Below are 14373 nucleotides of genomic sequence, written 5' to 3' on the forward strand. Positions count from 1 at the left end.
GAAGCAAATTGTGCACTGGCGCTCGCGGCAGGAGGGCGGATCCCGCTGGCGCGGTAACGAGCATCACAGCGCTTTGGTGACGGTTTGGACCTACTTGTCCCTAAAGCGCCTTGTTAAAGGTCTACCATTGAGGAATTGTGGTTCTCTTTTCCTTAGTTGCCTCGCACTCCAACCTTGACCTCGAAACCGTGGCCCGCCTCAGCGCCGGCGCGGCCGGGGTCAGCGCCGACGTCGTGGCCGCCGACAATGACGTGGTGGGCATGGTGACGCTGGCCACCTGCAACCGCTACGAGCTGTATGCCCAGGCCCGCACCGCGGACGATGTGGAATCGGCACGCAGCAGCATCATCGCCGCCGTCAGCACGCACACCGGCCTGACCGAGCACCAGGTGTCCAACGCCCTGGCAACGCAGCAGGGCCCAGCGGTCCCCCGCCACCTCTTTGCCGTCAGCACCGGCCTGGAATCAGCCGTTGTGGGCGAGCGCGAAATCGCCGGCCAGGTGCGCCGCGCCCTGAGTTCGGCGCAGGAAGCCGGTGTCTGCACCCCGGCCCTGGTGCGCCTGTTCCAGGCCGCCTCCAAAACGGCCAAGGATGTTGGTGCGCGGACTGCCCTGGGCAGTCGCGGCATGTCCATCGTGTCCGTGGCGCTGGATCTGGCCGCCGAACTGCAGGATGTCCCCTCGCTGGCCGGCCGGACGGCCGTCCTGTTCGGCACGGGCGCCTATGCGGGGGCAGCCATGGCCCAGCTGGCCCAACGCGGCTGCACTGACATCCACGTCTACTCCGCCTCCGGCCGGGCCGAAACGTTCACGGCCTCACGCGGCGGGACCGCCGTCAGCGATGAAAGCCTGCCGGCTGCCCTCGCCGGGGCCCAGTTGCTGGTGGGCTGCAGTGGAACGGACCGCCAGGTGCCGGCAGCCGACCTCGCCCAAGTGCGCGGCGAAGGCGCGCCCCAGCTGACGGTCATCGACCTGGCCCTCACCCACGACTTTGCCCCGGACGTTGCCGACCTTCCCGGCGTTGACCTGCTGACGCTGGAAACGGTCCGCCAGGCGGCGCCCGCCGAGCAGTCCGCCACTCTCGTGGAGGCCGCCAAGCTCGTGACTGACGCCGCAGTGAACTTTGAGCAGGCCCAAAACGCCCGGTCCCTTGACCACGCCATCGTGGCCCTGCGCCGCCATACCATGTCCGTGCTCGACGACGAGATCGCCAAGATCCGTCAGCAGCACGGCTGCACGGCGGCCACGGCCGAGGTGGAATTTGCCATGCGGCGCATGGTCAAGCAGCTTTTGCACGTGCCCACGGTCCGCGCCAAGGAACTGGCCGCGGCGGGCGACGCCGAGAGCTACCTCGCCGCACTCGACGCCCTCTACGGGCTGAAGGTGGAACCGGGCGCCCTGGAGGCCGCCGCGGACTCAAAGCTGGGCGCGCAGGCTGCCGGCGGCCGGGAAGCCAGCGCCTAGCGGAACAGGCTGCGTGTGCCTGGCCATGAGGCCTAGCCGAGCGCGTTGACGCCTGTCAGTTCGGCTGAAACATCCCACAGCCGTGCGGCGTTGTCCGGATCGACGGCGTGCGCGTCGACGCCGGCAAAGCGGGCCAGGGGCGACGACGCGTCGGTGGGGCGTGCGATGTCGCAGTCTTCGCAGTACACCCCGCCCATGCCGTCCAGTCGTTGTGACGTCGCCGCCCACACGGACGTTGCCGCACCCTGTTCCGGCGTTTTGAACCCTTCACGGACGGTGCCGGCTTCATCCATCCAGCCGGCGGCCACCATTTCTTCACGCGGCAGGTGCCTTTGCAATTCGGTCATGATGCCGCCCGGATGCACCGCGAACGCCCGCACCCCGTGGTCGAGGCCCCGCTTGTCGAGTTCAACGGCGAAAAGGCTGTTGGCTGTTTTGGCCTGGCCGTACGCCTGCCACTTGTCGTAGCCTGAGGTGAACTGGAGGTCGTCAAAATGGATGCCGGAGATCTTGTGCCCGGTCGAGGAGAGTGCCACCACGCGCGCGCCACCGTCCGCCAGAACGGGCCACAGCTGGTTCACCAGGGTGAAATGGCCCAGGTGGTTCGTGGCGAACTGCGCCTCCCAGCCGGGCCCTACCCTGGTTTCCGGGCACGCCATGATGGCGGCGTTGTTGATGAGGATGTCCAGACGGCGCCCGGACCCCAGGTAGGCCCGGGCAAAGTCCCTGACACTGCCGAGGTCGCCCAGGTCCATGGCGTGGACGTCCACGGAGCCGAGCCCGGCCGCGGCCAGGACGTCCCGGGCATGGTCGGGGCGGCGTGCCGGAACCGTTACCCGCACTCCGGCTCCAGCCAGCGCCCGCACGGTTTCCAGGCCCAGGCCGGAATAACCGCCGGTGACGATGGCGTCGCAGCCGGACAGTTCCGCGCCGTCAAGGACCTGCGCTGCGGTGGTGCCGTGCCCAAACCCGGAACCGATGGGCTCCTGCGGTGTGCGTTGCTGTGCCTGGCGGCCCATGATGTATCCCTCGATGTTGGTAGTTGTTCCCTTGAGGGGAAATTTACACCCGCAGTGTTGGCTTCCGGGCAAACATGGCGGCGCTAGCGGCCGGCCTGCCGGTTCCACGCATCAATCCCGCCGGCCAGGTGGACGACGTCGGCATAGCCTGCCGCCTTCAGGCTCGCCAGCGCCTGGGCCGACCGCCCGCCGGACTTGCAGTGCAGCACCACGGGCCTGTCGCGGGGGATGTCCGCCAGGGCCGAACCGTCCCTGATGCCGGCCAGCGGGATGAGCACGGACCCGGGAATCCGGGAGATCTCAAACTCGACCGGCTCGCGCACGTCGACCAGCACAAAGTCTTCGGCACCGTTTTCCCGGTCTGCCAGGCGGGCGGCGAGCTGGGGCACGGTGATGAGGCCGGCGTCGTGCGCGGGATCGGCAGGCGGGACTATGCCGCAGAAGAAGTCGTAGTCGATGAGTTCGGTGACGGGCGCGGCATCCGGGTCCTTGGCGATGCGGATCTCACGCCAGCGGGAGGACAGTGCGTCAAAGATCAGCAGCCGGCCCAGCAATGTCTCGCCGATCCCGGTGATGAGCTTGACGGCCTCGGTGACCATCATGGCGCCGATGGACGCGCACAACATGCCGAAGACGCCGCCCTCCGCGCAGGATGGAACGGTGCCGGGGGCGGGCGGTTCGGGGTACAGGTCCCGGTAATTGGGCCCGTGCCTGTCCCAGAACACGCTGACCTGGCCGTCGAAGCGCAGGATGGAGCCCCACACGTAGGGCTTGCCCAGGATGGCCGCGGCATCGTTGACCAGGTAGCGGGTGGAAAAGTTGTCCGCGCCGTCAAGGATGACGTCATAGCCGCCGAACAGTTCCAGCGCGTTGGAGGCGTCAAGCCGCAGCTGGTGGAGCACCACCTTGACGCCGGGGTTGATGGCCTCGATGGAGTCCCGGGCGGATTCCAGCTTGGTGCGGCCGATGTCCGCCACTCCGTGGATCACCTGCCGCTGGAGGTTGCTCAGTTCCACCGTGTCGTCGTCAATGATGCCCAGCGTGCCCACGCCGGCGGCGGCCAGGTACAGCAGGACCGGGGAGCCCAGGCCGCCGGCGCCAATGACCAGCACCTTGGCGTTGCGCAGCCGACGCTGGCCCTCCAGCCCGATCTCGGGGATGAGCGCATGGCGGGAATACCGTTCCAGCTCTTCGGTGTCCAGGGGCGGGCCCGGCTCCACCAGGGGTGGAAGCGGCTCCCGGCGTCGGGCGGTCATGGGCGTCATCAGGGAAACCATGGTTAATAATCTAGTCCGCCCTGCGCCGTTTGGATTATTACCCCCGGGTAGAATGTCACTAGCCGCGGCCGTGATGCACCATGGGCAGGGCTTGAGTGAAAGGGACGCACCATGACTTCCGAATCCCGCACCGGGGAAGGCTCCCCACGGCGTGTCCCCATGGCCCGGCTGCCGCGGGACGAACGCCGGGCACAGCTGCTCTCGGCCGCCCTCGAGGTGTTTGTGAATAACGGCTACCACGGCGCGGCCATGGACGAGATCGCCGAGGCCGCCAAGGTCAGCAAGCCGGTGCTGTACCAGCATTTCCCCAGCAAGCGGGACCTGTACGTGGCCCTGCTGGAAAGCCACCTCGCCGCACTGACGCAAATGCTGCTCGCGGCGCTGAATTCCACCACGGACAACAAGCTGCGCGTCCAGGCCACCATGAAGGCGTACTTCCAGTTCATGGCCAATGACGACCAGGCGTACCGGCTCGTCTTTGAATCGGATCTTGTCAACGACCACGACGTCGCCGTGCGGCTGGAGACGTTCAACTCCGAATTTGCCGACGCGCTGGGCGCGGTCATTGCCGAAGACACCATGTTGGGCCGCCTGGAGGCCATTTTGCTGGGCCGTGCGCTGGCGGGCATGGCCCAGGTCAGCGCCCGGTACTGGCTCGAAGCCAACGGGGACCTCGACCTCGAGGTGGCCAGCGATCTTGTGTACCGTTTAGCTTGGCGCGGAATTAGCCGGTTCCCCAAGGAACCACAGGGCCCCGCCGCATAGAGTTGGCTGTCAGTACATTTTGCACGCATGCATCGAGGAGACACCTGTGGAAATCAAGATCGGCATCCAGAACATCGCCCGCGAAATCATCTTTGAGTCGGAGCAGTCCGCGGACGACATCGCCGCGCAGGTCTCCGAGGCACTGGCCAAGGGAACCGAGCTGCGACTCAAGGATGAAAAGGGCCGCATCGTCATCGTTCCCGGCAATGCCCTGGGGTACGTGGAACTGGGCGCCGAAGAGTCCCGCCGCGTAGGCTTCGGCGCGCTCTAGGAAGCTTGTTCCGCGGTCGGCGGACACCACGAAAAGAGGAACGTTCATGGTTGCATTGGTCATCATTGCGCTGGCGGCGGGCGGCTTCGGGGCCATCGCGTGGGGCGTCGACAGGCATCGTGCCACGTTCGGGGCGCTGCTGCCCGCGGGCGCCGCCGTGGCCGCGGCGGAGGTGGTCTGGATGGTCACCATGGCCGTTGGCCTGGGCAACTCCCCCGCCACGGCGTGGATTCCGTGGATCCTTTCCATGGCCGTGGGCGGGGCCGTGGCCTGGGCAGTGGCCGGCTTCGTGGGCCGGACCCGGCACGCGCGCCAGGTGGAGCGGACCAACCGGATCCTGGCCATGCACTAGACCCGGAATTCGGGCCTCCGAAGCAGCGCACGGTTGGCCCCCGGCGGTGCGCCACTTCTGAAGTGGCGCACCGCTGGCCTTTAACCGTGCGCAGCTTCAGGGGCCGCGGCGGATCAGGCGTCCCGGCCTTCCTCGGTGCAGATGCACAGCCGGTTCCCCTGCCCGTCGGTGGCAACGACAAAGCGTGGCGCGGCCCCGTGGTCCAGCGACGCCCCGGCCCCCTCCAGCGCGGCCAGTATTTCGGCGCTCTGCGAGTACGGCACTGTCACGTCCAGATGAAATCGGTTCGCGTTCGGCGTTGCGGTCTTCTGGAACCACACCGACGGACCGCGGCCGAACGGATCCACGAGCGCGCCGTCGGCCGCGGTGCGGTATCCCAGCGCCACCCGCCACATGCCCTCGATCGCGCCGGCATCATCGGTATCAATGGCAATTTCCACGGTGTGCAGCAACTCCGGATGCGCCTCGGCCCCGGCCTCCCGCGCCGCTGCGGAGATGGCCTTGGCCAGGGCCGCATCGCGGGCCGTCACCTTGGAACCGGCGTCGTGCGAGGTCAGCGCCACAAACAAGGTGTCGTAGCGCCAGTCCACGTCGGGGTGGTGGTTGGCGTCCTGCGCCAGCGCGCCGATGCCGGCAAACAGCTCCAGCGCCGCGGCCGACGTCGGGCACTTCAGTGCCGCGGCCAGCCCGCCCAGGCGGAACCTCCAGTCGGGCAGCACCGCCAGCTCGGTGTCAATTTGGTCTCTGGTCAAAACATCGTTTGCGGCCATGGAAGGCTCCCTTGAGTTGCCGGTTTACAGGTCCGGGCGGCCCTCCATGGCCGACGACGCCAAGGCATGCGCCCGCTTGGGGATGCGCCCCGCCCGTGAGGCCAGTCTGCCACCGATCACCGCGTGTTTGAAGGCCTCGGCCATGCGCACCGGGTCCTGCGCGCGGGTGACCGCAGTGGCCAACAGGACGGCGTCGCAGCCCAGCTCCATGGCCAGCGCGGCGTCCGAGGCGGTCCCAATGCCGGCGTCGAGCACCACGGGCACGCCTGCCCGGGAGACGATCAGCTCGATGTTGTGGGGGTTGAGGATGCCCAGCCCGGTGCCGATGGGGGCACCCAGCGGCATGACGGCCGCGGCGCCCAGCTGTTCCAGGCGCAGCGCCACGACCGGGTCGTCGTTGGTGTAGGCGAAGACCTGGAAGCCGCGGTTGACCAGCTGCTCGGTGGCGTCGACAAGCTCGACGGCGTCCGGCAGCAGGGTGTGCTCGTCGGCGATGACTTCCAGCTTGACCCAGTCAGTCTCCAGGGCCTCGCGGGCCAGCTCGGCTGTCATGACGGCCTCACGGGCGGTGAAGCAGCCCGCCGTGTTCGGCAGCACACGGATGTTGTTTTCCAGCAGCAGCTCGAAGAGGTTGGTGCCGCCGCCGCTGCCACTGCCGGGGGCGTATCGGCGCATGGCCACGGTGGTCAGCTCGGTGCCGGACGCCACGAGTGCCGCGCCGAGCCCATCGAGGCTGGGGGCGCCGCCAGTCCCCATGATCAGCCGGGAGCCCAGCGGGACGCCGGCAACGGTGAACGGGTCGGTCGCTGTCAGGGTTTCAGTCATGGTGTTTCGCTTTCTTCCAAGGTTGGGGTGGACGGGCGCGGGCTGCCCCGGGCAGGGGCGGCGTCTGGCCAGCGGGCCTAGCCGCCCTGGACGGCCGTGACGATCTCGACGTCGTCGTCGGATTCCACGGGAGTCAGGGACCACTGGCTGCGCGGCACAATGTCCGCATTGCGGGCCACGGCCACCCCGAGCCGGCCGCCGTCCGCCGGCCGGCCCGTGGGCAGGATGGCACGGCCGGTGACGGCGGCGACGAGGTCGGCAACGGTGGTTCCGGCAGCCAGGGGTGCCGCGGCGCCGTTGAGTTGGATGCTGCTCATGGTGTCTCCAGTGGGGTCTTGAGGGCGGGGGTCTTGAGGGCGGGGGTGATGAGGCCGGGTGAAAACCTGTCCGGACGGAAACGTTCCCACGCCAGGTCGGTGATGCCGCCGAGCAGCTGGCGCGCGGTGTGGGCGGCGATGGCGCTCAGCAGCACGCCATGCCGGAAAAACCCGGTGGCGACGATGAGCCCGGGGATGTCGCGGCCGGCGCCGTCGCCGACGCGGCCCAGCAGCGGGGCATTGTCCGGCGTGCCAGGGCGGGCACGTGACGTGGTTTCCAGCAGTTCCAGTTCGGCGACGGCCGGCACCAACACCTGGGCGTCGCGCAGCAGCTGGTGCACTCCCCCGGCGCTGACCGCCGCCGAGCCGTCCTCGCGGCTGGTGGCGCCGATGACCACGGTGCCGTCAGTGCGCGGCACAATGTACACCGGCAGCCCGCGCACCAGGCCCCGGATGGTGGCGGTGGCCAGGGGCTGCAGGTGGCCAGGGACGCGCAAGCGCAGGATGTCGCCGTAGACGGGGCGGACCGGCAGGTCCAGTCCCTCCGGCAGCCCTTGCAGGAGCGGCGCGCCCAGGGCGTTGGCCACCACCACTTCGCGGGCGTGGACTTCGCGCCCGTCGTCCAGCAGCACGCCGGTCACCATGGACCGGCTGTTGGCCGGGTCTTCATGCAGCAGGCCGACGGCGGTGCGGCGGACGGAGGTCTCCTCCTCGCGCAAACGTCCCCGCTCCGCGGCCACCACGTTGAGCTGCACGCGGATGGCCGTTGCCACGCCGCGCGGGTCCACCTGGTGGTCCTGGGCAATGCGGTAGGCGCAGGAAATGTGCGGGCCCAGCAGCGGCTCGGCGCTCCGGGCCTGGCGGATGGTGAGCTGTTCCACGTCCAGGCCGTGCGCGCGCTGGACGTCGCGGAGGTCGGCCAGCGCCGCGCGGTCCGCGGCGTCGGCGCCCAACACAAGGGTCGGCGTCGTACGGAATCCGGTCTCGACATGGCCGGCCGCCACGAGCGGCGCCACGAATTCCGGCCAGCGCGCCGCGGAAGCGAGCGTCAGTTCCAGGAGGCCTTCCTCCTGGTAGTGAAGTTCGCTGACGGGCGCCAGCATGCCGGCGGCGGCGAACGTGGCGCCGGTGGCGGGCGAGGGGTCGATGACGGTGATGTTGCGGCCGCTTCGCTGGGCCTCCCACGCGATCGCCAACCCCACGATTCCGCCGCCGATGACGGCCACATCGGTGGTGATAATGCCCGGGACGGCAGGCGGATCGGGCACGGTGTTTGAAGTGGGCACGGTGTTTGAAGTGGGCACGGTGCGCGCCATGGTGTCTCCTTCCCTACGCCGGTATGAGCCGGATCAGGTTCCACGCCCAGGGGCGTCTTTCGGTCGGCACATGCGTGCGCCCTCTCAGCCAGCGTGCCTGGCTCCCGCGGTACTGCACTAGTCTATGAGACATGAGCCTGCCTTTCGCCATCCATGACGCCGCGCCCACCACGGCAGCCCTGCCCGTCGCCGACGCGCGGCTGTATGTGTGCACCGACTCACGCCGGGAGCGCGGCGACTTTGAGGACTTCGTGCGTGCCGCCTACGCCGGCGGGGTGGACATCATCCAGCTGCGGGACAAGTCGCTTGAGGCAGCGGAGGAGCTCGAGCTGCTGGCAGTGCTGCACTCCGTGGCGGAGGAGTTCGGCAAGCCGTGGGCCGTGAATGACAGGGCGGACATCGCCCAACTGAGCGGTGCGCCCGTTTTCCATGTGGGCCAAAAGGACCTGCCGCTGCCGGCTGCACGCTCCCTGGTGGGGCCGTCCGTGGCCATCGGGCTCTCCAGCCACGACCCCGGGCAGGCCTCGGCCGCCGCGACGGATCCGGACGCGGACTACTTCTGCGTCGGCCCGCTCTGGGCCACCCCCACCAAGCCGGGCCGGGCCGCCGTCGGGCTTGGACTCGTGGAGCACGCCGCCTCGCTGAAAACGGCCAGGCCGTGGTTCGCCATCGGCGGGGTGGACTTGTCCAATGTGGACGCGGTGGTGGCCGCCGGAGCGTCCCGGATTGTGGTGGTCCGGGCCGTCACCGATGCCGAAGATCCGACGGCGGCCGCCCGGGAACTGCTCTCGCGCCTGCCTGCGCTGGGGTAGCTTGGGCGCCCCGTGCCCCGAGGGGTGCCAAGCTGGCAGGGGCGGGTGAAATTTCCTACGCCGCCAGCAGTTTGGCACTCCGCCGCGCTAGCTGAGGCCCGCCATGCCCGCCAGGACATCGAGCTGCGCCTCGAACAGCGCGCCGGGGTCGGTGAAGGTGGATTTTCCGTACTGGCCGAATACCTCGAAACTGACGGCCCCGAAGATGGCCGCCCAGGCAAGGACGCCGCGGGCCAGGGCGTCGTCGTCCGCGGTGATGGCCCATTCGTTGCGGATGGCCTGGAAGTCGCCGGCCAGCCCTGAGGCAGCCTGCACCGCCGCACCGGCCGTTCCGGCCGCCGCACCGGCCCCTCGGCCCCCGGCAAGGTAGGCGCCCTCCAGGATGCGCACGAGCCTGGCGATGACGCGCGTGCCCGGTTCCGTGGTCCGTGCGGCAGGGGCGTCGTAGCCCGGCACAGGTGAGCCAAAAAGCAGTCCGTAGCGTGCGGGCTCGGCGATGGCCCATGCCCGAACGGCCCGTCCCAACGCCTTGAATTGCCCAGCCTGGTCGCCCGCGGGGGCCCTGGCGACAGCCCGGTCCACTGCGTCGCCCAAGGCGTTGTAGGCGTCCACGACCAGCAGCGTCAGCAGATCGTCGCGGCTTTTCACATATCGGTAAACGGCCGATGAGACCACGCCGAGGTCCCTCGCCACGGCGCGCAGTGACAGCCCGGCCGCCCCATGTTCGGCCAGGTGGCGGCGGCCGATGACGACAATCTCGTCCATGGTCTGGAGCCGTCCACGCTCCCGCGGTGTTTGTGCCATGCCTCGAGTCTGGGCCGCCTGGAGAGCGCTGTCAACTTTAGTGAACGGTGCTCTTGACTAGTTGCGGCAAAGGTTTCACACTTGATTTTAGAGAGCACCGCTCTCGTTCTAGCCGCTGGAAGGAATCGAGATCACCATGGACAACATCAAGGTCGTCACCGGAGCCGGGCCGGTCGGTTGGACCGTCGCCACGCAGCTCGCCGCGTCCGGCCACCGCGTCAGGATCATCACCCGCTCCGGTTCCGGCCCGGAGCATGAACTGGTCGAACGCCGCCGCGTGGACGTCAGCCGGCCAGACGCCGTCAAGGCCGCTCTGGGGGGCGCCGACGCGGTGTTCCACTGCATTCACGGCTCCAAGTACAACGCGGACGTCTGGCGCCGCGAGCTCCCGGCCGCGGAGCAGGCGGTCCTCCGGGCGGCGGGCGGGGCCGGCGCCGTCGTCATCTTTCCTGAGAGCCTGTACTCCTACAGCCGGCCGGAGGCGGCCATGAGCGAGGACAGCCCGCGTGCGGCGGCCACCACAGGCAAGCGCGGCGTGCGCGCCGAGCTGCTTGCTGCCCGCGCAGCCTCCCCGACACCGACGGTCAGCGTCGTGGCCTCCGATTTCTTTGGCCCCCGTGTGCGCAACGCCCACGCGGGCGAGCGCATGGTTCCGCGCCTGCTCAGCGGCAGGCGCGTATCCGTCATGGCACGGGCCGACGTGCCGCACTCGTTCACGTACGTGCCGGACCTGGCGGCCGCCATGATCAGGGCCGCCAGCATGCCTCAACTGTGGAATTCCGTCCTGCACGCGCCGACCGGCCCGGCCCTCAGCCAGCGCGAACTCGCCGGCGCCTTCGCGGCAGCCGCAGGGCTCCGGGCACCAAAGCTGGGTGCCATCCCGTCGTGGGTGGTCCGCGCGGCCGGCCCGTTCTCAAGGGACCTGCGGGACCTGGCGGAGACCCTGTACCAGTTCCAGCGCCCGTTCGTCATGGACTCCACGGCCAGCCAGCGCATGCTCGGGCTCGCCCCAACGCCGCTGGAAACCGCTGCGAGGCAAACGGTGGAGTGGTGGCGCGGGCAGGCCTAGCCGGCAGGTTCCGCCCGCACTGCGACCTTGCGCAACAAAACCGCCAGCTGCATCCTCTCGGCGGCGTCCAGCCCGGCCAGCAGTTCCCGTTCCCGGTCCAAAAAGTGCAGGAACTCACGGTCGACCAGGCTCACGCCCAACGGCGTGAGCCGCATGAGCACCACCCGGCCGTCGCGCTCCCACGGCAGCCTTTCGACGAGTCCTCGCCCGGCCAGCCTGTCCACGTTCTTGGTGGTCGAGGCGCCGCTGAGCATGGTGGCCGCGGTGACCTCGCTGGCACGCAGGGGCCGGTCGCTGCGTGCCAGCGTGCAGAGGACGTCAAATTCCGCGCGTGAGATGGCAGCGGAGGCCAGGTCGCGCTCCACCCGCTGGGAGGCAAGCGCCGCGATGCGGGAGATGCGCCCCATGACCTCAATGCTGGAAACATCCAGGCCCGGACGGGTCTTTTCCCAGCCGGCGCGCGCCCGGTCCACAAAGTCGCCCGCGGCGTCCGTATCCATCCCCTCATTCTAGAGAGGACCCTCACACACTTCATATCTATTTTACTAGTAAACTATCTAGTAGGATGGAACGATGACCACCCTGACCCGATTCCGGCATTCCGGCAGCGCGCTGGCGCACTCACTTTCGCCCACCGCGTGGCGGAGCACTTTCGCCATGCGCCCGGCCGACGCCATCTTCGCCCCGGCCATGAAGGTCGGCATCGCGGCCGCACTGGTCTTGGTGGGTGGCGGCCTGCTGGGCCAGGGGCAGCTCGCGGGAGTTGCGTCACTCGGCGCCTTGGCCAGCGCCTTCGGCCGGTACCAGCCCTACCCGCGGCTGGCCCGCATCCTGGCCATGGTGGCGGCCGCGCTCCTCATCTCCGGCGGCGCAGGCGCATTCATGGGGGCCGCCGGCGTCCCGATCGCCCTGCAGATCGTGGCCCTTTCATTGCTCGCCGGCATCGCCGCACACCTCTTCTCCGCGTTCGGCATCACCGGCCCGGGCGCGGTCATCCTGGTCTTCGCCGCCTCCGCCGGTTCCGGCTATGCCCACACTTTCGACGCCGTACCGCAGGTCATCGCCGCCATCGCCGCCGGTGCCGCCGTGGGTTGGCTGGTGGCCATGGCGCCTGTGCTCGTGGCGCCCATGGGCCCGGCCAGGCTGGCGGTTGCCCGTGCCATCGCGTCCGTCCTCCGTCTTGGCACGGACCGGCTTGGCACGGACCGGCTTGGCACGGACGACGCCGGAACCCGCCCGGGTGCCGCAGCCGTCCCCTTGCGCCTGGCCCGGGAGTCGGTGGCACTCAGTGCCGGAGCGGTGCGTACCGGCAGCCGGCGTGCCCTTCGGCTGCAGCGCGAAGCCGATGCCCTGAACCAGCTCCTGGACGAGGCGTCCAGCGCGCGGACGTTGGGCGGCCCGGGCCGGGCAGCGGCGCTGGAGCGCCTGGCCAGGCACGAGTCGGAGTTGCGCCGGACGTGGCGCACGCCGGCCGTGGCCGCATCCGCGGCAGCGGGAGGCCATGCCGCCCCGCATGGCTTCGTCGCCGCCGCAGGTGGCCGCATCGGTTCGCGTGAGGGCCGCAGCCGGGCCCTGCGCATGGCCGCCGCCTCGGCGCTGTCGGGATGGGCCGCCGTCGGGCTTGGCCTTGAGCATCCGTTGTGGGCCTCGATGGGCGCGGTGGCGGCCTTGCAGGGATTGAACTACAGCGTGACGGTCCAGCGCGGCATCCAGCGGCTGCTCGGCAATGTGGCCGGTGCCGTGCTGGCGTTGGCGCTGTTGTCCGTCCCGCTTGGCTTTTGGCCGTCCGTGGCGTTGGTGGTGGCGTTCCAGATGCTCGCCGAACTGCTGGTGCTCACGAACTACACGCTGACGACCATCGCCGTGACTCCCATGGCGTTGATCATGACCGGGCTGGGTTCCCATCTGGGCCCCGATGCCGCAGTCAGCCGCGTCGCCGACACGCTGGTGGGTGTCGTGGCCGGCGTTCTCGTGGCGGCCTTGAGCATCCCGCTGTCCGACCGGGCGCACCTGGCCCACCGGGAGCCCGCAGGCTGATTTCTGGGGCGTTGGGGATTCCCTGGGCCTTCAGGAGAGGCAAGGGCAGAACGCGTGGCCCCCGGATCCAGGAAGACACGGAAGGTGGTGCCCGTCCGGTGCCCGGCAGCCATGCAGGTGCGCTACGCGACGGGCGCCAGATCCATGACCCCCGCGAGCAGTTCAAAGCTGCGGATCCAGGCGGCGCGTCCGGTGACCTGCGTGGCCACAATGAGCTCGTCGGCACCGGCCTTCTCGGCGAATGCCTCCAGATATTCGCGGGCCACGGCGGGCGTGCCGACGGCCGAGTAGCGCATCATGTTCAGCACCTGCTGGCCCGCGGGGGAATCCAGCAGCAGGTCCATCTCGGCGTCCGTGAATGTCCGGCCGCGGCCCACCATCGAGGCAACCCGGCGGCGCTTGGCCGTCAGGAACAAGGCGTCTGCCTCCTCCTGCGTGTCGGCCACGATGGCGTTGACGCCGGCGATCACGTACGGCTCCGCCAACGCTTCGGAGGGCCGGAACTCGCGGCGGTAGATCCGCACCGCGTCCTCCAGGGCCTGCGGGGCAAAGTGCGAGGCAAAGGAATACGGCAACCCAAGGGCGGCTGCCAGCCGTGCCCCGAACAGCGAGGAGCCGAGGATGTACAGCGGCACGTTGGTGTCCTTGCCCGGGTAGGCGTTCACGCCGGGAATGCGCGTCTGCCCGGCAAAGTAGGCCTGCAGCTCCTGCACGTCCTGCGGGAAGGTGTCCGCTGCGGACGGGTCCCGGCGCAGGGCCCGCATGGTGTTTTGGTCGCTGCCCGGCGCGCGGCCCAGCCCCAGGTCGATGCGTCCCGGGTGCAGGGTCTCCAGCGTGCCGAACTGCTCGGCAATCTGCAGCGGCGAATGGTTCGGCAGCATGATGCCGCCGGCGCCGAGCCGGATGGACTCCGTGTGGGCTGCGACGTGCGCAATCAGCACACTCGTGGCGGACGACGCGATGGAGGGCATGTTGTGGTGCTCGGCGAACCAGATCCGCGTGTACCCCCACCCCTCGGCCTTTTGTGCCAGTTCCACGGAAGCGGAAAAACTTGCGGCAATGCCGTCGTCGCCAATGTGGGCCAGGTCGAGGATGGACAGGGGCAGGGTCATGGGTATTACCTTTCAGATGGTCTCTCTTGCGGCAACGGCGGAACCGGCCGGCTTATTTCCGCCGGCGGACCTTGCAGCCCATGAAGAACGACGGCGACGCCCGGATGGGCGCGTCTGGCTGGGCAGCCCGGATGGGCGCGTCGGGCTGCGCGCTGCTGGGCGGG

At 69.3% G+C, this 14373-nt stretch carries 16 protein-coding genes; 7 read left to right on the forward strand and 9 right to left on the reverse strand.

Translation table 11 applies throughout. The features are described from left to right. Positions 1–137 precede the first annotated feature (137 nt). On the forward strand, positions 138–1463 hold the full coding sequence (locus tag DMB86_RS16925; RefSeq protein WP_113718816.1) for a glutamyl-tRNA reductase: 1326 nt from the start codon (positions 138–140) through the stop codon (positions 1461–1463). Positions 1464–1495: 32 nt separating this feature from the next. Here the strand turns inward: DMB86_RS16925 and DMB86_RS16930 are convergent, their stop codons facing one another. After that, a complete protein-coding gene (locus DMB86_RS16930; RefSeq protein ID WP_113718817.1) occupies positions 1496–2482 on the reverse strand; it encodes an SDR family NAD(P)-dependent oxidoreductase in 987 nt (328 codons plus the stop codon). Between the two features lie 83 nt (positions 2483–2565). Beyond that, entirely contained in the window at positions 2566–3747 is a 1182-nt protein-coding gene (moeB, locus tag DMB86_RS16935) for a molybdopterin-synthase adenylyltransferase MoeB (protein WP_171814534.1), read from the reverse strand. Between the two features lie 123 nt (positions 3748–3870). Here moeB and DMB86_RS16940 point away from each other — a divergent pair, with 123 nt between their 5' ends. The 3 genes from DMB86_RS16940 to DMB86_RS16950 are packed head-to-tail and all read left to right on the forward strand — an operon-like array spanning position 3871 to position 5147. Next, positions 3871–4524 carry a TetR/AcrR family transcriptional regulator gene (locus DMB86_RS16940; protein WP_113718818.1) on the forward strand — a complete coding sequence of 218 codons (654 nt, stop codon included), beginning with the start codon at positions 3871–3873 and terminating at the stop codon, positions 4522–4524. Between the two features lie 46 nt (positions 4525–4570). After that, positions 4571–4795 carry a DUF3107 domain-containing protein gene (locus tag DMB86_RS16945; protein ID WP_113718819.1) on the forward strand — a complete coding sequence of 75 codons (225 nt, stop codon included), beginning with the start codon at positions 4571–4573 and terminating at the stop codon, positions 4793–4795. A 46-nt stretch (positions 4796–4841) separates the two neighbouring features. Next, positions 4842–5147: a hypothetical protein gene (locus tag DMB86_RS16950; protein WP_113718820.1), complete on the forward strand. Its 306-nt coding sequence runs from the start codon at positions 4842–4844 to the stop codon at positions 5145–5147. A 113-nt stretch (positions 5148–5260) separates the two neighbouring features. On the opposite strand, the gene DMB86_RS16955 is transcribed toward DMB86_RS16950, so the two are convergent. The 4 genes from DMB86_RS16955 to thiO all read right to left on the reverse strand — a co-directional run bounded on the left by DMB86_RS16955 (position 5261) and on the right by thiO (position 8375). Next, entirely contained in the window at positions 5261–5917 is a 657-nt protein-coding gene (locus DMB86_RS16955) for a 4a-hydroxytetrahydrobiopterin dehydratase (protein WP_113718821.1), read from the reverse strand. A 24-nt stretch (positions 5918–5941) separates the two neighbouring features. Further along, positions 5942–6742, reverse strand: coding sequence for a thiazole synthase (locus DMB86_RS16960; protein ID WP_113718822.1), 801 nt, complete (start codon positions 6740–6742; stop codon positions 5942–5944). 77 nt (positions 6743–6819) lie between these two features. After that, on the reverse strand, positions 6820–7059 hold the full coding sequence (gene thiS, locus DMB86_RS16965; RefSeq protein ID WP_113718823.1) for a sulfur carrier protein ThiS: 240 nt from the start codon (positions 7057–7059) through the stop codon (positions 6820–6822). Next, positions 7056–8375, reverse strand: a complete 1320-nt coding sequence (thiO, locus tag DMB86_RS16970) for a glycine oxidase ThiO (protein ID WP_113718824.1) — start codon at positions 8373–8375, stop codon at positions 7056–7058. The genes thiS and thiO overlap by 4 nt, the downstream gene beginning before the upstream one ends. Positions 8376–8506: 131 nt before the next feature. Here thiO and thiE point away from each other — a divergent pair, with 131 nt between their 5' ends. Continuing rightward, complete coding sequence (thiE, locus tag DMB86_RS16975; protein ID WP_113718825.1) at positions 8507–9187, forward strand: thiamine phosphate synthase; 681 nt, start codon at positions 8507–8509, stop codon at positions 9185–9187. Between the two features lie 87 nt (positions 9188–9274). On the opposite strand, the gene DMB86_RS16980 is transcribed toward thiE, so the two are convergent. Beyond that, the gene (locus DMB86_RS16980; RefSeq protein WP_113718826.1) at positions 9275–9991 is read right to left on the reverse strand and encodes a TetR/AcrR family transcriptional regulator; all 717 of its coding nucleotides are present in this window, start codon (positions 9989–9991) and stop codon (positions 9275–9277) included. A 136-nt stretch (positions 9992–10127) separates the two neighbouring features. Here DMB86_RS16980 and DMB86_RS16985 point away from each other — a divergent pair, with 136 nt between their 5' ends. After that, positions 10128–11060, forward strand: a complete 933-nt coding sequence (locus tag DMB86_RS16985) for an NAD-dependent epimerase/dehydratase family protein (protein ID WP_113718827.1) — start codon at positions 10128–10130, stop codon at positions 11058–11060. On the opposite strand, the gene DMB86_RS16990 is transcribed toward DMB86_RS16985, so the two are convergent. Next, positions 11057–11560, reverse strand: a complete 504-nt coding sequence (locus DMB86_RS16990) for a MarR family winged helix-turn-helix transcriptional regulator (RefSeq protein ID WP_113718828.1) — start codon at positions 11558–11560, stop codon at positions 11057–11059. The two genes, DMB86_RS16985 and DMB86_RS16990, sit on opposite strands and share 4 nt — an antisense overlap. Positions 11561–11633: 73 nt before the next feature. On the opposite strand from DMB86_RS16990, the gene DMB86_RS16995 reads away from it, so the two are divergent. Further along, the gene (locus tag DMB86_RS16995) at positions 11634–13097 is read left to right on the forward strand and encodes an FUSC family protein (RefSeq protein ID WP_113718829.1); all 1464 of its coding nucleotides are present in this window, start codon (positions 11634–11636) and stop codon (positions 13095–13097) included. Between the two features lie 122 nt (positions 13098–13219). Here the strand turns inward: DMB86_RS16995 and DMB86_RS17000 are convergent, their stop codons facing one another. Then, positions 13220–14209, reverse strand: a complete 990-nt coding sequence (locus DMB86_RS17000) for an LLM class flavin-dependent oxidoreductase (RefSeq protein ID WP_113718830.1) — start codon at positions 14207–14209, stop codon at positions 13220–13222. Between the last annotated feature and the right edge of the window lie 164 nt (positions 14210–14373).

The sequence above is a fragment of the Arthrobacter dokdonellae genome (assembly GCF_003268655.1).
Taxonomy (GTDB): domain Bacteria; phylum Actinomycetota; class Actinomycetes; order Actinomycetales; family Micrococcaceae; genus Specibacter; species Specibacter dokdonellae.